Origin of the sequence: Mesorhizobium abyssinicae (genome assembly GCF_049887195.1) — a bacterium.
Classification (GTDB): domain Bacteria; phylum Pseudomonadota; class Alphaproteobacteria; order Rhizobiales; family Rhizobiaceae; genus Mesorhizobium; species Mesorhizobium abyssinicae.
In genome coordinates this window covers 252242-269607 of record NZ_JARAKC010000006.1, presented here as the reverse complement: position 1 = coordinate 269607, position 17366 = coordinate 252242, and the positions used below count along the sequence as shown (strand labels likewise).

Sequence of the window (17366 nt, the reverse complement as noted above, 5' to 3'; positions counted from 1 at the left end):
TGGTTTCGCCGCCTTTGCCAAACAAAAAAGGCGGCGCCGGAGCGCCGCCTTTTCATTTATGCCTTCAGCTGGCTAAGCCGCCGGCTGCGCCTCGATGGTGCGCAGGGCCTGGGTCTGGCGCTTGGCCGCGGCCTTGACCGCGTCCTGCACCTTCTCGAAGGCGCGCACCTCGATCTGGCGCACGCGCTCGCGGCTGATGTCGAACTCGGCCGACAGCTCCTCCAGCGTCAGCGGCTCGTCGGCAAGGCGGCGCGCCTCGAAGATGCGCCGTTCGCGCTCGTTGAGCACGGAAAGGGCACCCGACAGCATGGAGCGCCGGTTTTCCAGCTCGTCCTGCTCGATCAGCATCTCTTCCTGGCTTTCGTGGTCGTCGACCAGCCAGTCCTGCCATTCGCCGGACTCGCCCTCGCTCGCCCGGATCGGGGCATTGAGCGAAGCGTCGCCCGAGAGGCGGCGGTTCATCGACACCACTTCCGCCTCGGAGACGTTGAGGCGCGTGGCGATCTCGGCGATCTGCTCGGGCTTCAGGTCGCCATCGTCGAGCGCCTGGATCTTGCCCTTCACCTTGCGCAGATTGAAGAACAGGCGCTTCTGGTTGGCGGTGGTGCCCATCTTGACCAGGCTCCACGAGCGCAGGATGTACTCCTGGATCGAGGCCTTGATCCACCACATGGCATAGGTGGCGAGCCGGAAGCCGCGCTCCGGTTCGAATTTCTTGACGGCCTGCATCAGGCCGACATTGCCTTCCGAGATCACCTCGCCGATCGGCAGGCCGTAGCCGCGATAGCCCATGGCGATCTTGGCGACGAGCCGCAAATGGCTGGTGACGAGCTTGTGCGCGGCCGTGGTGTCCTCATGCTCGGCGTAACGCTTGGCGAGCATGTACTCTTCTTGCGGCTGAAGCATCGGAAAGCGACGGATTTCTTCCAGGTAGCGGCTGAGGCCGCCTTCGCCGGAAACGATACTGGGTAGTGACTGGGCCATGATAGCGCCCCCTCTCTATTGGAGTGATGCCCCCGAAACGCGGCGGGCATGTGACGCGAATGCCAATCGGCTCATCCGCGGCAACTGGTGTATATAGGAACAAAACCAGAAAAGACAGGCATTTGTTCAACGCGAAACAGTGTGTCACGCTGAAGTGAACAACGCCAGTCAGGTTTTTTGATGGTTGGCTTGAAGCGTCTTGATGGCGAGCTCAGAGATTGCGAAAGCCGCCGACGAGTTCCTCCATGTCCCTCGGTATCGGCGCCTCGAACCTCATCGTTAGATGGGTAGCCGGGTGTCGGAATTCAAGGAGCCAGGCGTGCAGGGCTTGCCGCGGAAAGGCATTGACCGCGCCTTTCAGCGGTTCGGGCAACCGGTTTGCCTTGGTGCGGAAGGCCTGGCCGTAATCGGGATCGCCGACGACGGGATGGCCGATATAGGCCATGTGGACGCGGATCTGGTGGGTGCGGCCTGTCTCCAGCCGGCATTCGACCAGGCTTGCGGTGGCGAGGTCCTTCTGCCGCTCGCCGAAGCGCTCGATCACGCTGAAGTGCGTGACCGCGTGGCGGGCGTCGTCGCGGCCTTGCGGCACCACGGCGCGGCGCACGCGGTCGGCGGCGCGGCCGAGCGGCGCATCGACCGTGCCGGCCGGTCTCGACGGAATGCCCCAGACCAGCGCCAGATAGGCGCGTTCGAGGTCGCCGGTGCGGCCATGATCGGCAAAGGCCTCCGACAGCGCCTTGTGGGCGCGGTCGGTCTTGGCGACGACCATGACGCCGCTGGTCTCCTTGTCGAGACGATGAACGATGCCGGGCCGCCTGACGCCGCCAATGCCTGACAGGCTGTCGCCGCAATGGTGGATGAGCGCATTGACCAGCGTTCCGGTCCAGTTGCCGGCGCCGGGATGCACGACCAATCCCGCCGGCTTGTTGATGACGATCAGCTCGTCGTCCTCATGGAGGATGTCGAGGGCGATCGCCTCGCCGCGGGGCTCGGCCGGCTCGGGCTCCGGCATCTCGACCGCTACCCGCTCGCCGGCGGACATCTTGCGCTTGGCCTCCTCGACGACCTTGCCGCCGATGCTGACCGCGCCCTGCCTGATCAGCATCTGCACGCGGCTGCGCGACATGTCAGGGCCGAGTTGGCCGGCCAGCCATTGGTCGAGGCGCTGGCCGACGGCATCGGCCCCTGCCTGCAGCACGATCGGGGCTGCCTCTATGAATTGCTGGGTCTCTTCGCTATGAGCGCTCATCGAAAGAAGGTTCCGGAATTTTTGCCATGGTCAGGCCGATTGCCGACGAAGACGAAGAAAAGCCGCTCGATCCCGGGGTCGAAAGCGTGCGGAAGAAACTCTTGCGCTTCATGGCCATCAATCTCGGCCTTTTGTTGCTTGCCCTTATGGTGGTGATCGGAGCGCTTGTCTACAAAGCGCGCAACGCGCCGCCTGCCAGCGCCCCGGTTGCCGGCGATATCCAGGTGCCGGCCGGCGAACCGTTGAGCGCCGACATCGTGCTGCCCGTCGGCGCCAAGGTGGCCAGCCAGTCGCTGTCCGGCAACCGCATCTCGATCGATGCCGAGCTTGCCGACGGCAGTCGCGCCATCTTCGTCTACGACATTGGCGAGCGCCGCCTCGTTGGCCGTTTTGCCATTCGCAACAAATGACGGGCTTTGCCGACAACCGCCGGGTGGCCACGGTGGCGATCGTGGTCAGGGACTATGACGAGGCGATTGCCTGGTATGTCGAGCGGGCGGCTTCGTGCTCACCGACGATGTCGACCTCGGCGGCGGCAAGCGCTGGGTCACCGTTGCGCCGGCGAACGGAAACGGCGCGCGGCTGCTGCTGGCCGAAGCATCCGACGCCGAGCAGGCAAGCCGCATCGGCGACCAGACCGGCGGCCGGGTCTTCCTGTTCCTCGAAACCGACGACTTTGCCCGCGACCATCAGGCGATGCTCGCAAACGGCGTCGAGTTCCGCGAAGCGCCCCGCTTCGAGGCCTATGGCACGGTGGCGGTGTTCGCCGATCTGCACGGCAATCTCTGGGACCTGATCGAGCCGAAACGACAGGGCTGAACTCGACAGTTTTGGAATGTCAGCGAACTCGCCGAAACCCCAGTTGCTTTTTCCCGGCCGCCAGCCTATGTAGCCGGTTCTTGAGCGCGCCCATCGTCTAGCGGTCAGGACACCGCCCTCTCACGGCGGGAACAGGGGTTCGATTCCCCTTGGGCGTACCAAGCAATATCACGAGTTCGGTCATCAATCCCAAGGCGGTCATTTGGTGATTGCTACTTCAGCGCCCCGCAGGCGCGTTGATCTCAAGATGCGCGCCTCAATCTCGCCGTCTCGCACCATCGATCGGTCTGTTGCCTTGTTTGACCTCGCGCCGGTGCCCAAAATCGCTGCTATCATTTCCAGAGGCAAAGGCTCACAGGGTCAGGTGTATCGGCCACTGGCGGATCGCCCCTGTTAGGTGGCCGGGGCAATCTTCGCGATGCTGGGGAGGCAGCGGTGCAATGTCGAAAGTGAGCAAATGGCTTCGGGACAAAAAGATCTTTCGCGGCAGGCACCGGTTGCCGGAACATGTCCGGGTCGGACGATACTCTCACAACCTAAGCAGCAGCTCCTTCCTCTATTGCACGGAGAAATCGCCAGTGACTATTGGCGCTTTCTGCGCGATAGCGCCGGGCGTGCTGTTTGTTTGCCAGGCAGGTCATCCGACCGAGACTGCATCCAATTTCGGCTTGCAGAACCAGATCCTGATGACGAAAACGATAGATCAGTATCTTCAGACGAAGGGGCCGATCGTCGTTGGCAATGACGTCTGGATTGGAGCCCGCGCCATAATCCTGTCAGGGGTCACCATCGGCAATGGCGCCGTTGTTGCGGCGGGGAGTGTGGTAACCAAGGATGTTCCTCCCTATGCGATTGCAGCTGGCAACCCGGCCAGGCTGATTAGATACCGTTTCTCAGACGAAACCATCAACGCGATGCAACGAATTCGGTGGTGGGACTGGCCGCTGGAAAAACTGAAGCAAGAGAAGGCAGCCTTCGATCTGCCGGCTGAGCGGTTTGTCGAGCGCTTTGGTTAGTTCGCGGTGTGGCCAAAGAACTGCCGGCGATACTTTTTCCATCTCCATTCAATGCGCTTCCACCAGAGAGGCCTCTGCTTACCGCCCTCGATCGACGTCGTGAACCGGCCGTTGTGCGTGCCCTGCTCTACGATCGGGCGTTCGAACCACAGAATGTCCGTGCCGGTGGCCTTGTCGCAGTGATTTACCGCGATATCGATTGGAAAACTAAGTTCGTTTCGGTCGAACCAGTTGCACCGCACTTCCGCGGCGGGGCGAGTCAAGATGTAGGAATCCGTGCAGCGACTATGGCTCGCGGGATAGAGCGATCTGCCCTTGGTCAGCTTGGACCGTGGTGTATAATAGTTCCCGCCATTGCCCAGATAAACGACCGCCTGCCTGCCGGCTGCTAGCTCCTGAAGCGCGTCCTCGAGGCGTGCGACGAAGTTGCGAGCGAGAAACACGTCATCCTCAAACACCAGGCAATACGGCAAGTCGGTGTTGAGGAATTCTCTCCAGATGCCAATGTGCTTGCGCGCCAGGGACACCTGCGCAGGTTTGAGAGCTGCCTTTCGATCCTCTGCCGAGAGATCGGCGATGTCGTGGTCCAGATACCAGTGAACCGGGACACCGCGACGAGCAAACTCGCTGCGAATGTGCAGATCCCGCTCCTCATATCCGGTTTTTACGTGACAGATGCGGCAAAAGACCTGGTTGGGAAACATCGATACCCCCGGGCATACGAAAACGGCGACTAACATTAGTGACTGCCCATCGACAAGTCACCGCGCACGCACCCTTGAAACAAGCCCATGAGCTCGAAAGGGCTCTGTCGTCAACGCGACGGAGGCACGCACTTTCCAACGTGCACGGTCGGGGTTTCTGATCTGGCAGACGGAACCGCCTTCGGTTCTGGCGCGCAGGGCCCGATTGATTTAGCATCGTGTGATGGGACTTTGGCTATCGCTCGGCGCGGCGGTGCAAAAGGCCGGGCGTAGATCCGGTGGGCGCAGATGCCAGGGTTCCGGGGAGGGAGACCGATGCAGAAACTGCAGTCGCAGGGCGTCCATCACATCACGCTGGTCGGCGCCGGGCGCCAGACCTCGATCGATTTCTGGGAAGGGGTGCTCGGCATGCCCTTCATCTTCGAGCAGCCCAATCTCGACAAGGCGAGCGAGAGCCATCTCTATTTCGATCCGGGCGACGGCCGGCTGATCACCGTCTTCACCGATGAGAGCCGCGCGGCGGTGGCCAGGCGCACGCCAACCGATACGGGCTGCGTCCACCACATCGCCTTTTCGGTGTCGCGCGTCACCTTCCTGCAGGCGGTCGCCCGGCTCGACGAGAGCGGCATCAAGCATAGCGGCGTCAAGGATCGCGGCTTCATGGATTCGATCTATTTCGAGGATCCGCTTGGCCTGCTGATCGAACTCGCCTCGTATCGCTTCGAGCCGCCGACGGGCTTCACCCATGCCGACGTGCTGATGCAGGCGCACAAGATCCGTGTCGCGCGCGGCGATTACAACATCGCGGAAGTGCATCTCGCCGACGCGATCCAGACGCTGGTCGAATGGTCGCGCGCGACCTTGTCGGATGATCGGGGGCCGAAAAATCCATACGCACGAGACTGACAAGCCTGAGGGAGGAACAGATGGCGAAGGCAGCAACAAAGAGCACAAGCAAATCGGCAACCAAGCCGGCAACAAAGACCGCCAAGCCGGCGGCGAAAGCGGCTGCGAAGCCGGCAACAAAGGCAAAGGCAAAAGCAGCTGCCAAGCCAACTGCGAGGGCGACAGCTAAGGCCGCGCAGGCGACGGCAAGGGCCGCGCCTAAGGCGACGGCAAGGGCCGCGCCTAAGGCGACGGCCAAGGCCGCGCCTAAGGCCAAACCGGCGAAGAAGCCGGGGCTGAAGCTCAGCATGCTGAAGCCGAGCGTCAACAACATGACCGTTCGGGTGTTCGCGCGCGCCGCCGGCTTCGACCATGCCGAGACCGACGCCTGGGGGCTTACGCGCTCGCCGGAATTCCTGGCGCGCAACCCGGCCCATCTGACGCCGATGATCGAGGACAAGGGCCTGCCGCGGGGCGTGCTGTGGGAAAGCTGCGCCATCATGCAGTATCTCGCCAACAAGCACGGACTGGAGAAGTTCTACCCCAAGGCGCCGGCCAAGCGGGCCATGATCGACAGCGCCATGTTCTACCTGGTCGGCACGCTCTACCCTTACGTGGCACGCGCCACTTATCCGGCGCTCGGCTTCCCGCAATATGCCGGCGAGGTCGGCCACAGCGACGCCCATCCCGACAGGAAATCGGAGGCCCAGAAGGCGGCCGCCTCCGCAATCGCCGAGCCGCTGGAGGTCTTCCACAGCTTCTTCCGCAACGGCAAGCCGTTCATCGGCGGCAGCAACCCGTCGATCGCCGACATAAGGCTGGCGGCGACGCTCGAGTTCCTGGCGGTCATCGACTATGCACTGCCGCAGTGGGCGAAGGACTATATGGCGGCGATGGAGAAGAAGCTCGGCAACGCCTATGCCGAGCCGGCCGGCGACGTGCGCGGCTACATTGCCTATGTGCGGTCGCAGGCCAAGGCGTGAGCGCCGCCAAGTGGCGTCGCTGAGCCTGGCGACCGGTCGGGGTTAGGGATTGGTTAACCAAAGACCTGTCTACTGGCCGCTGGTTCACCTCAGGCGCGCGACCACGGATGTACTGGCGCGGATGCCGAGGCGAAAGGAAAGGTCGGCCTTGCGCCGGCCTTTTGCTTTTCGCCGACTGCGCGACCTTGGCGAAGGCGCCTGGCTATCCTGCAAAACCTGTTGTCATCTTCGGCTTTGACCGTAGCATGAAGGTGGCGGCGGAGCGGGAGAGAGGAGAGGATCTTCGGCAATGAAAGGCACTGCACTCTCGGCAGGCTTCGTCGCACTGGCGGCCATGCCCTGTCAGTCGAATGCCGCCTCGCTCAACACCATGAACGATGTCGGAGCGGCGCTACAGGCGTGCTGGACCCCGCCGGCCAATTCGGAGAACTCGTCGGTGACCTTGAGCTTCAGCTTCAGGCGGGACGGCACGCTGATCGGTCCACCCAAGCCGACGGCGATCAAGGTGAACGGCGACGCGAAGGCGAGGCAGGCCTATGTCGACGCCGCGACCGCAGCGCTGCAGCAGTGCCTGCCGCTGAGCTTCTCGCCGGCGCTGGCGCAGGGCATTGCCGGCAACATCTTCACGCTGCGGTTCAATTCGCCCAAGCAATAGAGACATATGGGCGCGGACCACTGAAAGCTGGTCGGTCTGGGGATCAGTGCCGCGCGCGCCTCGCATCGACATGGCGCTGCAATTCCGGTGTCTCGAAGACGTAGTCGCTCCAGGCCGACTCCGGAATCTGGCCCGCCAGATAGCATTCCAACAGCAGGTTCTGCTCTTGTGTCAGGGGTCTCGGCGCCCGCTCATGATCCAGTCCAAGTGAATGGATGAGGTTCCTGGTCAGGCCAGAGACGGTGAAGTGAATCGACATCCTCTGTCTCCTTTGCCCTAGAACGCCGATTGTGCGCCAAAGGTTTCACCGAGGCCATTCGACACTTTGAGCTAGGCCCCGCGTTGGCGGCCGAGGACGCCGTCGGATCGAGCCGCCGGCCTTCTTTCCGGCCACTGACCTTGCTGCCGCTATTCGCAGACCACGCGGTAGCGCTTGCCGGGCTCGCTGACGTTCCGGCAGGCGAGCGGCTGCTCCGGCTCGGACGACAGCGAGGGAGGGCTCGCCACCTGCCCTGCCGGCGCTGGCGGGGGGCCGAGCCTGCGGCCAGCCAACCGCCTTGGCGCCTGCGGTGCCACCGGAAAGGGGCCTGCCTGCATTCGCGGCGGTCCGGCCTGCGGCTGCGGCGGGGGCCTGTCCCAGATACGCCTGACGTCGAGCGGCTTCGGGATCATCACGGTGCCATCGTCGCTGCGTGCGCAGCCGCCTGCCGCAAGCAGCGCCGGGCACAGGAAAAACAGCACGATCCGTCCGAACATTAGCAACACCCCAATATACGGTTTATAACGCGGCAGCGCCGCGGCCGACAACCTGCGCGATGCGGCCAGGCCGCGACAGTTCGCCCCCGGTCGCGGTTTGTTAAGGTTAGCGGATCGTTAATGCTTCTGAGGCACAGTCCGCCGACGAACCGCGACGGGGGTTCGGCTGGGGGTGGCATCAGCATGGCGGACGTGGACGGGACGGGGAACGGCGGCAAACGCGACCCCCTCGAAGCAGCGGTTGCGCGCGGCGACGATGCGCTCGCCGAAGACGGCGTGCAGCATCTTGCCGATCTCGAGCGCACGATGGACGCCATGCATATGGGCGTCGTGCTCCTGGATGCCCAGCTCGACACGCTGATCATCAACAAGGCCTATCGCGACCTCTCCAGAATTCCCGACGGGGCAGTGAGCGTCGGCGCGCCGTTCAGCCGGCTGATGGAACTCAATCGCCGCAACGGCATCTATGGCAATATCGGCGAAGAGGAATGGCAGCGCTACCTCGCCAGCCGCTTCGCGGAGATTCGCGGCGGCTCCGTCGCGCCGCGCGAGTTTGTCCACGCCAACGGCAGGACGATGATGTTCTCGGTCACCGCGCTGTCCGGGGGCAAGCGGCTGTTGACCTATTACGAGGTCACCGACGTCAAGCGCCGCGATGCCGAGGTCGAGAGCGCCAACGCCAGGACCGCGGAGACCTTCGCCAATCTTCGCGCCATGGTCGACCAGATGCCGATCGGCGTCCTGGTCCTCGATGCGGACATGCGCGCGCAGGTGATCAACCGCGCCTTCCACGAGTTCTGGAAAATCGAGCCCAGCCGCGCCGGGATCGGCAGCGGCTTCCGCGAGCTGATGGAAGCGAGCCGCGGGATCGACCCCTACGGCGCCGACGACGAGGCATGGCAGCGCCTCATGGCCGAGCGCGAGGCCGAGATCAGGGCGGGCGTTGCCGGATCGCGGCAATTCCCACTCAATGACGGCCGCACGCTGATTGCCTCGCTGGCGCCGCTCGCCGGCGGCAAGCGGCTGATCTCCTACGTCGACGTCACCGACATGAAGGAGCGCGAGGCGGAGGCCGAGGATGCGCGCAAGAACCTCGCCACCGTGCTGGAATCGCTGCCGGCCGGCGTCATCATCTACGATCGCGACGACAGGTTCGTCTTCGCCAACCGAAAACTGCAGGAGACGCTTCCGGCGCTGAAGCCGGTGTGGCAGCCCGGCCGCAGTTTCCGCGAGGCGCTGGCGCTCGGCCATTCGGTCGGCTATTTCCGCCAGAGCGGCGATCCTGAGATCGACAGCCTCTACGAGCGCGATCGCGACGGGTGGTTCGACGCGATGCTCGCCCACTACCGGCTGCCGAACTCATCCTATGAACGGCGCAATCCGGACGGCCGCTGGTACCAAGTCTACGACATGCGGACCGAGGACGGCACCTTCATCGGCGTGCGCGTCGACATTTCCGACATCAAGAGCCGCGAGAAGGCGCTGCATGACTCGATGCGGCAGATCGACCTGTTCCGGCACGTCATGGACGAGCTGCCGGTGGCTGCCTTCATCAAGGCCCAAGATCTCAGCATCGAATTCGTCAACAAGGCGTGGTGCGCCATCACCGGCCTCGCCAAGGAGGACGTCATCGGCCGCAGCGACCGCCAGCTGTTCGGCGCCGAGGATGCCGAAAGCTACAGCCATGACGACACCGAAGTGGTCGTCGCCGGCAAGGTCCTGGAGGTCGAGGAGCCTGTCACCCATCGCGACGGCACCGTGCGGCAGCTGATGACGCGCAAGAGCCGCCTGGTGGCGACGGACGGGTCGGTGCATCTGGTCGGCTCCAGCACCGACATCACCGACGTCAAGGCGCGCGAGCGGGCGCTGGAAGAGAGCATGCGCGAGAACGAGGTGTTCCGCAGCCTCATCGACAACGTGCCGGTGTCGATCTACGCCAAGCGTTCGGACCTCAGGCAGTTCTACGTCAACAAGGGCTGGTGCGACCTCACCGGCTTCGCCAAGGAAGATGCGATCGGCAGGACCGACGTCGAAATCTTCGGGCCGGACGGCGAGGCCTTCGTCGCTGGCGATCTCGCCGTGCTGCGCACCGGCGAGACGCAGGAGATCGAGGAAAGCGTGACGCTGCCCGACGGCAGCGTGCGGCACCAGTTCGCGCGCAAGGGGGCGATGATTGCCTCCGACGGTTCGCTCTATCTGATCGGATCGACCACCGACATCACCGAGCTCAAGCAGCGCGAGGCCGAGCTCAGCGAGGCGCGGCAGCGCGCCGTGCTCGCCGACCGCGCCAAATCGGAATTCCTGGCCAATATGAGCCATGAGATCCGCACGCCGATGAACGGCGTGCTCGGCATGGCCGAATTGCTCGCCAAGTCCGACCTCGACCCCAAGCAGAAGACGTTCACCGACATCATCGTGAAGTCGGGCAACGCGCTTTTGACCATCATCAACGACATCCTCGACTTCTCCAAGATCGATGCCGGCCAGCTGGTGCTCGATCCGGCGCCCTTCAACCTTGCCGAGGCCATCGAGGATGTGGCAACGCTGGTGTCGACTCGCGCCAAGGAGAAGGATCTCGAGCTCATCGTGCGCGTGCAGCCTGGCCTCGACAGCCAGTTCGTCGGCGATGTCGGGCGCATCAGGCAGATCGTCACCAACCTGCTCGGCAATGCGGTGAAGTTCACCGACGAAGGCCATGTGCTGGTCGACGTCACCGGCGAGCGCGTGCCGACGGGAACGAAGCTCACCATCTCGGTGACCGACACCGGCATTGGCATTCCGGAAGACAAGCTGAAGGCGGTGTTTGAGAAGTTCAACCAGGTCGATACGTCGTCGACGCGGCGGCACGAGGGCACTGGGCTCGGTCTTGCCATCACCTCGCGGCTGGTCGAGCTGATGAGCGGCGAGATCGGGGTCGAGAGCGATGAGGGCAAGGGCTCGACCTTCTGGTTCACGGTGACGCTGCCGCGGGCCATGCAACAGAGCGGGCAGCGGATCATGCCGGTCGACGTCACCGGAGCCCGGGTGCTGATCGTCGACGACAATGCCGTCAACCGCTCGATCCTGAGCGAGCAGATGGCGTCGTGGACGTTCGATTCCTGCGCGGCCGAGAGCGGCGCCGAGGGGTTGAAGGTGCTGATCGCCGCCGCCGCCTATGGCGTGCCGGTCGATTGCGTCGTGCTCGACTACCAGATGCCGGGCATGAGCGGCGCCGAGATGGCGCGCATCGTGCGCAACACCGACGGCCTCGCGCACACGCCGATCATCATGCTGACGTCCGTCGACCAGTCGCTCGCCAACACCAGCTACCGCGACCTCGGCATCGATGCGCAGCTGATCAAGCCGGCGCGCTCCTCGGTGCTGCTGGAGACGCTGGTCGCCACCGTCCAGCGTCACCGCCACAGCGCGGCGGTCAGCCATCCGCCGCAGGCGGCGAGCGGCAGTGCGGGGATAGCGCAGCCGGCGCCGGCCAGGGCCGCCTCGGCGGTGTCGGAACGGGCCCTGCTGCAGCCGCCGCCGGCGCGTGCGCGCGCCCGGCCGACCGGTGGCGAACGCGGGCTCGATATCCTCGTGGCCGAAGACAATGAAGTGAACCAGATGGTCTTCACCCAGATCCTCGGCGAGACAGGCTACGGCTTCGAGATCGTCGGCAACGGCCGCAAGGCGCTCGACGCCTACGGTCGGCTCAAACCGCGCATGATCCTGATGGATGTGTCGATGCCGGAGATGAACGGACTGGAGGCGACGGCCGCCATTCGCCGGCTGGAGGAGGAAAGCGGCATGCATGTGCCGATCGTCGGCGTCACCGCGCATGCGCTGAAGGGCGATCGCGAGCGCTGCCTGGAGGCCGGCATGGACGACTATCTGCCCAAGCCCATCAGCCCCAGGGCCCTGCTTGAAAAGCTGGAGCGCTGGATCGGCGCCGACGGCCAGGCGCAGAGAAACGCCGGTTAAACCTGTCGAGGCCGCTGCTTCGGAGCGAGTGCCATCGCAGCGCCCGGTTTGCGAAGCACGGCGGAAAACCGGGGCTGCCGTGGGGATATGGTGCGATCGCACCATATCGAACCGGGCATCGAGCCGAAACAATGGCGGCATCGGATTCGCTCCCCCGGTTACGGGCGGGAGCAGCGACCGCCGGCTAGAAACAGCGTCGACTCTACCCCAACGGACCTGTTTTCGGCGATGGCTCGGCCATGATACGCTCTGGCCAGGGGCAACGCGCTCTCGTCCGGCTTTTCTTTTCTCGGCGGCCGAGGCTCGTGCCGCCGAGGGCAGGGCGGGCCTCCAGAATCGCGCAAGTCCCTGATTCCAACGGCAAACCGCCGTTGCCTCGCCGAGGGCTGGCTGCCAGCCGTTTCCGGCGAGCCGGTCAGGCGTTACCGGGCTGACACGAAACTGTCATGCGACTGTAATAATCGGAAGCTATTGGCCTCACCGGGCGCCGATGGACAGCGGTGCCAAGAGTCCATCTTTCGAAGAGACCATCTTCCGAACAGGAGCAGGCCACATGAACAAATTTCTCCTCACGGCGTCGGCCGCCGCGCTTGCGCTGGCCGCGTCGTCCGGCTTCGCCGCCGCGCGCGACCAGATCCAGGTTGCCGGGTCGTCGACCGTGCTTCCCTATGCCAAGATCGTTGCCGAGCAGTTCGGCGAGACCTTCACCAAGTTCAAGACCCCGGTGGTCGAGTCCGGCGGCAGCGGCGCCGGCATCAAGGAATTCTGCAAGGGCGTCGGCGAAGACACCATCGACATCGCCAACTCCTCGCGCCCGATCAAGAAGGACGAGATCAAGTCCTGCGCCGACGCTGGCGTGAAGGATATCCAGGAAGTCCGCATCGGTTATGACGGCATCGTCTTCGCCACCGACATCAAGGGCCCGGACTGGGCGCTGGTTCCCGCCGACATCTACAAGGCGCTGGCCGCCAAGCTCGTTGTCGACGGCAAGCTGGTCGACAATCCGAACACCAAGTGGAGCCAGGTCAACCCGAAGCTGCCCGACTGGGACATCGCCGCCTACATCCCGGGTGAGAAGCACGGCACGCGCGAAGTGTTTGAGACCAAGCTTCTCGACGCCGGCTGCGACAAGGCTGCCATCAAGGCCACCGGCATCAGCGACGACAAGGAAATCGGCAAGACCTGCATCGCCATCCGCAAGGACGGCAAGGCTGTCGATATCGACGGCGACTACACCGAGACGCTCGCCCGCATCGACTCCAACAAGACCGGCGTCGGCGTGTTCGGCCTCGCCTTCTACGAGAACAATGCCGACAAGCTGAAGGTCGCCAGCGTTGAAGACGTCGTGCCTTCGACCGAGACCATTGCCAGCGGCAAGTATCCGGTTTCGCGCCCGCTGTTCTTCTACGTCAAGAAGGCGCATCTCGGCGTCGTTCCGGGCCTGAAGGAATATGTCGAATTCTTCCTCGACGACCAGATGATCGGCCCGGAAAGCCCGCTTGCCGAATACGGCCTGGTTTCGGCTCCCGACGCCGAGCGTCAGTCGCAGCGCGACGCCTTCGCCGCCGGAAAGACCATGTAATCAAGCTTAGGGCCGGGGCGCGGGATTACCTGCGCCCCGGCCTCTTCGCCCGCCGCAGTGGCGGTGGCGACCGGAGCGTGATCCCGAAATGGGACCGGACAAGATCATGCTCGAACGAGGGATTTCCCCTGGGGTGGGTTCATGTCGTCCATGCTCGTACTTGCCATAGTCGCCGCCATCGGCGTGGTCGCATTCTTCATTGGCCGCCAACGGGCCGTGGCGCAGGACAATGGCTCGGTGAAGCCGCATTCGCGCGCCCATTATCACGGCTGGTGGGCCTTCCTGCTCGCCGTCCTGCCGGCCCTCCTGCTGCTTGCCGTGTGGAACATCGGTTCATCCGTCTATCTCGAGCGCCACATCCACGCCGCCTTGCCCGAGCGCACCGCCGACAGCGCGGTCGCCAGCGAGGCGCTCGATGTCAGCTTGGTGAAGAGCCTCGCCAGGGGGCTGCGCCAGCTCGATGCAAACACCCAGCTTCCCGCCAGTTTCGCTGAATTGCAGCCGCTGCTCGCCGCCAAGGGCGTGGCGCTGGCGACGGACACCCAGGACTACATGATCCCGATCGCCGTCGAGGCGAATGCGGTGCAGGACAGGCTCGGCCTGGTCGGCGCCGTCGTCACGCTCGTGCTGTCGATCGCCGGCGCCTTTTACGCGCTCCGGCAAGTCGCGCCGCGGGCGCGCGCCAGGAACAATGTCGAGCGGCTGATGCTGTGGGGGCTGCTGGCGGCCTCGACCATCGCCATCCTGACCACGGTCGGCATCGTGCTTTCGATGCTGTTCCAGACCATCCAGTTCTTCGACAGCGTTTCGCCGGCGAGCTTCTTCTTCGGCACCGTCTGGGATCCGCGCTTCGCCGCGGCCGGCTCGGGCGGCAGCCAGGGCCAGTTCGGCCTGATTCCGCTCCTGTCCGGCACGCTCTACATCGCCTTCGTCGCCCTGCTGGTGGCGGTGCCGGTCGGTTTGATGTCGGCCGTCTACATGGCCGAATACGCCTCGCCCAAGGTGCGCTCGGTGGTGAAGCCCGCGCTCGAGCTGCTGGCCGGCATCCCGACCATCGTCTACGGCATTTTCGCCGTCGTCACGCTGGGGCCGTTCCTGCGCGATCTCTCGGCGGCGCTGACCGGCGGTTCGCCCTTCATCCAGGGCCAGAGCATCTTCACCGCCGGCCTGGTCATGGGCGTCATGCTGATCCCGGTCGTATCCTCCCTGTCGGACGACATCATCACCGCGGTGCCGCGCGCCATGCGCGACGGCTCGCTCGGCCTCGGCGCTACGCGCTCGGAGACGATCAAGCGGGTGATCCTGCCGGCCGCGCTGCCCGGTATCGTCGGCGCCATCCTGCTGACCGCCTCGCGCGCCATCGGCGAGACCATGATCGTGGTGCTCGCCGCCGGCGTCGCCGCCAATCTCACCGCCAATCCGTTCGAGGCGATGACCACCATTACCGTCAAGATCGTCAACCAGCTGACCGGCGACCTCGAATTCAATTCGCCGCAGACGCTGGTCGCCTTCGCGCTCGGCATCACGCTGTTCGCGCTGACGCTGGTGATGAACATCGTCGCCCTCTACATCGTGCGCAAATACCGGGAGCAGTACGAATGACCGATATCCCGCTGGATACGATGGTCCGGGCCGCGGCTCCCGCGCGCCGCGACATCGGCCTCAAGGCCCGCTACGCCGCCGAACGCCGGTTCCGCATCTATGGCGTGCTGGCGATCTCGGTCGGCCTCGCCTTCCTCGCCATCATGCTGATCACCATCGTCTCGAAGGGCTACACCGCCTTCTGGCAGACGACCGTGACGCTGCCGATCAATTTCGACGAGAAGATCATCGATCCTTCCAACAAGCGCGCCACCGATCCGGACGTGCTGATCAAGGCGAACTATCCCAAGCTGGCCGACAAGGCGCTGATGGCCAAGCTCGGCATCGATCCCGCCAACAAGCCGATGGCGCTGAAGCTGAAGGGCTTCCTGTCGGAGGGCGCGCGCGTGCAAGTGCGCGACATCGTCGTCGCCGATCCGTCGGTCATCGGCACCACGCGCAACGTCGACATCCTCGCCGCGGCCAATCTCGATTCCGCCTTCAAGGGCCAGATCGACCTCAACGTCGAGGAAGCGCGCCGCAAGGTCTCTGACCAGCAGATCGCCTGGATGAACCAGCTCAAGGCCGACGGCACCATGGCCGAGCATTTCAACAAGGGCCTGTTCACCTATGGCGCCTCCAGCCGTCCGGAAACGTCGGGCATGGGCGTGGCCATCATCGGCTCCTTCTACATGATGGTGATCGTGCTGCTTCTGGCGCTGCCGATCGGCGTCGCCGCCTCCATCTATCTGGAGGAATTCGCCAAGAAGAACCGCTTCACCGACCTGATCGAAGTCAACATCAACAATCTGGCGGCGGTGCCGTCGATCGTCTTCGGCCTGCTCGGCCTCGCCGTGTTCATCAACTTCCTCGGCATGCCGCGCTCGGCCGCCTTTGTCGGCGGACTGGTGCTGACGCTGATGACGCTGCCGACGATCATCATCGCCACCCGCGCGGCGCTTGCCGCAGTGCCGCCGTCGATCCGCTCGGCGGCGCTCGGTCTCGGCGCCTCCAAGATGCAGATGGTGTTCCAGCACATCCTGCCGCTTGCCGCCCCCGGCATCCTCACCGGCACCATCATCGGCCTGGCGCGCGCGCTCGGCGAGACCGCGCCGCTGCTCCTGATCGGCATGGTCGCCTTCGTTGCCGACTATCCGAAGACGCCATTCGATCCGGCGACAGCGCTGCCGGTGCAGATCTACATGTGGGCCAACGAGGCAGAGCGCGCCTTCGTCGAGCGCATGTCGGGCGCGATCATCATCCTGCTCGTCTTCCTCATGGCCATGAACATCACGGCGATCGTGCTCAGGCGCCGCTTCGAACGGCGCTGGTAAAAGAAGGCATCTGGTATGAACATCATGACCGAACAGTCTCTTGAAAACGCAGTGGGCGACAAAATGAACGCCAAGTCGAACGAAGTGATCAAGATGCGCGGCGACAAGGTCGGCGTGTTCTATGGCGAGAAGCAGGCGCTGTTCGACGTCAATCTCGACGTCCGCCTCAACCAGGTGACGGCGCTGATCGGTCCTTCGGGCTGCGGCAAGTCGACCTTCCTGCGCTGCCTCAACCGCATGAACGACACCATCGATTCGGCGCGGGTGACCGGCAAGATCACGCTGGACCAGGAGGACATCTACGACAAGAGCATCGACGTCGTCGAGCTCAGGGCCCGGGTCGGCATGGTGTTCCAGAAGCCGAACCCGTTCCCGAAGTCGATCTACGAGAATGTCGCCTACGGCCCGCGCATCCATGGGCTGGCCAAGCGCAAGGCCGACATGGACCAGATCGTCGAATCCAGCCTGAAGAAGGCGGCGATCTGGAACGAGGTGAAGGACCGCCTGCACGAGCCCGGCACCGGCCTGTCCGGCGGCCAGCAGCAGCGCCTGTGCATCGCCCGCGCCATCGCCGTCTCGCCGGAGGTGATCCTGATGGACGAGCCGTGTTCGGCGCTCGACCCGATCGCAACCGCCCGCGTCGAGGAGCTGATCGACGAGCTGCGCCAGAACTACACGATCGTCATCGTCACCCATTCGATGCAGCAGGCGGCGCGCGTGTCGCAGCGCACGGCGATGTTCCACCTCGGCTACCTGGTCGAGGAGGGCGCCACCGACAAGATGTTCACCAACCCCGACGACAAGCGCACCCAGGACTACATCACCGGCCGGTTCGGCTGATTTCCAAGCACGAGGACAGGA

At 64.3% G+C, this 17366-nt stretch carries 15 protein-coding genes, 1 tRNA gene and 1 pseudogene; 12 read left to right on the top strand and 5 right to left on the bottom strand.

All coding sequences use genetic code 11. From position 1 onward, the window contains the following. Positions 1 to 72: 72 nt before the first annotated feature. Both rpoH and PU724_RS16155 read right to left on the bottom strand, forming a co-directional pair. Complete coding sequence (gene rpoH, locus PU724_RS16160) at positions 73 to 984, bottom strand: RNA polymerase sigma factor RpoH (protein WP_127282783.1); 912 nt, start codon at positions 982 to 984, stop codon at positions 73 to 75. Between the two features lie 211 nt (positions 985 to 1195). Then, positions 1196 to 2236 (bottom strand): RluA family pseudouridine synthase, encoded by a 1041-nt coding sequence (locus PU724_RS16155; protein ID WP_354420091.1) that lies wholly within the window; start codon positions 2234 to 2236, stop codon positions 1196 to 1198. A 26-nt stretch (positions 2237 to 2262) separates the two neighbouring features. Here PU724_RS16155 and PU724_RS16150 point away from each other — a divergent pair, with 26 nt between their 5' ends. The 4 genes and pseudogenes from PU724_RS16150 to PU724_RS16135 all read left to right on the top strand — a co-directional run bounded on the left by PU724_RS16150 (position 2263) and on the right by PU724_RS16135 (position 4071). Next, complete coding sequence (locus tag PU724_RS16150) at positions 2263 to 2646, top strand: fimbrial protein (protein ID WP_354420090.1); 384 nt, start codon at positions 2263 to 2265, stop codon at positions 2644 to 2646. Then, a pseudogene (locus PU724_RS16145) lies at positions 2643 to 3055 on the top strand (VOC family protein). The gene PU724_RS16150 and the pseudogene PU724_RS16145 overlap by 4 nt, the downstream one beginning before the upstream one ends. Before the next feature lie 86 nt (positions 3056 to 3141). Then, positions 3142 to 3216, top strand: a tRNA-Glu gene (locus tag PU724_RS16140). A 279-nt stretch (positions 3217 to 3495) separates the two neighbouring features. Continuing rightward, positions 3496 to 4071, top strand: a complete 576-nt coding sequence (locus PU724_RS16135; RefSeq protein ID WP_354420089.1) for a CatB-related O-acetyltransferase — start codon at positions 3496 to 3498, stop codon at positions 4069 to 4071. Here PU724_RS16135 and PU724_RS16130 read toward each other — a convergent pair. Beyond that, positions 4068 to 4775: a glycosyltransferase family 25 protein gene (locus tag PU724_RS16130; protein WP_354420088.1), complete on the bottom strand. Its 708-nt coding sequence runs from the start codon at positions 4773 to 4775 to the stop codon at positions 4068 to 4070. The two genes, PU724_RS16135 and PU724_RS16130, sit on opposite strands and share 4 nt — an antisense overlap. Positions 4776 to 5090: 315 nt before the next feature. On the opposite strand from PU724_RS16130, the gene PU724_RS16125 reads away from it, so the two are divergent. The 3 genes from PU724_RS16125 (at position 5091) to PU724_RS16115 (ending at position 7298) form a co-directional block, all read left to right on the top strand. Beyond that, positions 5091 to 5681 carry a VOC family protein gene (locus PU724_RS16125; RefSeq protein ID WP_354420087.1) on the top strand — a complete coding sequence of 197 codons (591 nt, stop codon included), beginning with the start codon at positions 5091 to 5093 and terminating at the stop codon, positions 5679 to 5681. A 20-nt stretch (positions 5682 to 5701) separates the two neighbouring features. Continuing rightward, the gene (locus tag PU724_RS16120; protein WP_354420086.1) at positions 5702 to 6643 is read left to right on the top strand and encodes a glutathione S-transferase family protein; all 942 of its coding nucleotides are present in this window, start codon (positions 5702 to 5704) and stop codon (positions 6641 to 6643) included. Positions 6644 to 6932: 289 nt separating this feature from the next. Continuing rightward, entirely contained in the window at positions 6933 to 7298 is a 366-nt protein-coding gene (locus tag PU724_RS16115) for a hypothetical protein (RefSeq protein ID WP_354420085.1), read from the top strand. 43 nt (positions 7299 to 7341) lie between these two features. On the opposite strand, the gene PU724_RS16110 is transcribed toward PU724_RS16115, so the two are convergent. Then, complete coding sequence (locus PU724_RS16110; protein WP_354420084.1) at positions 7342 to 7557, bottom strand: hypothetical protein; 216 nt, start codon at positions 7555 to 7557, stop codon at positions 7342 to 7344. Positions 7558 to 7706: 149 nt separating this feature from the next. Next, on the bottom strand, positions 7707 to 8054 hold the full coding sequence (locus PU724_RS16105; RefSeq protein ID WP_354420083.1) for a hypothetical protein: 348 nt from the start codon (positions 8052 to 8054) through the stop codon (positions 7707 to 7709). A gap of 183 nt (positions 8055 to 8237) precedes the next feature. On the opposite strand from PU724_RS16105, the gene PU724_RS16100 reads away from it, so the two are divergent. The 5 genes from PU724_RS16100 (at position 8238) to pstB (ending at position 17345) form a co-directional block, all read left to right on the top strand. Beyond that, positions 8238 to 12008 carry a response regulator gene (locus PU724_RS16100; RefSeq protein ID WP_354420082.1) on the top strand — a complete coding sequence of 1257 codons (3771 nt, stop codon included), beginning with the start codon at positions 8238 to 8240 and terminating at the stop codon, positions 12006 to 12008. Positions 12009 to 12561: 553 nt separating this feature from the next. Next, complete coding sequence (locus tag PU724_RS16095) at positions 12562 to 13590, top strand: substrate-binding domain-containing protein (RefSeq protein ID WP_127282793.1); 1029 nt, start codon at positions 12562 to 12564, stop codon at positions 13588 to 13590. A gap of 141 nt (positions 13591 to 13731) precedes the next feature. Further along, positions 13732 to 15192, top strand: a complete 1461-nt coding sequence (pstC, locus tag PU724_RS16090; protein WP_320320181.1) for a phosphate ABC transporter permease subunit PstC — start codon at positions 13732 to 13734, stop codon at positions 15190 to 15192. Then, positions 15189 to 16505 (top strand): phosphate ABC transporter permease PstA, encoded by a 1317-nt coding sequence (gene pstA / locus PU724_RS16085; protein WP_354420081.1) that lies wholly within the window; start codon positions 15189 to 15191, stop codon positions 16503 to 16505. Before pstC ends, pstA begins: the two co-directional genes overlap by 4 nt. 15 nt (positions 16506 to 16520) lie before the next feature. Then, on the top strand, positions 16521 to 17345 hold the full coding sequence (gene pstB / locus PU724_RS16080) for a phosphate ABC transporter ATP-binding protein PstB (RefSeq protein ID WP_127282796.1): 825 nt from the start codon (positions 16521 to 16523) through the stop codon (positions 17343 to 17345). The last annotated feature ends 21 nt before the right edge of the window (positions 17346 to 17366 follow it).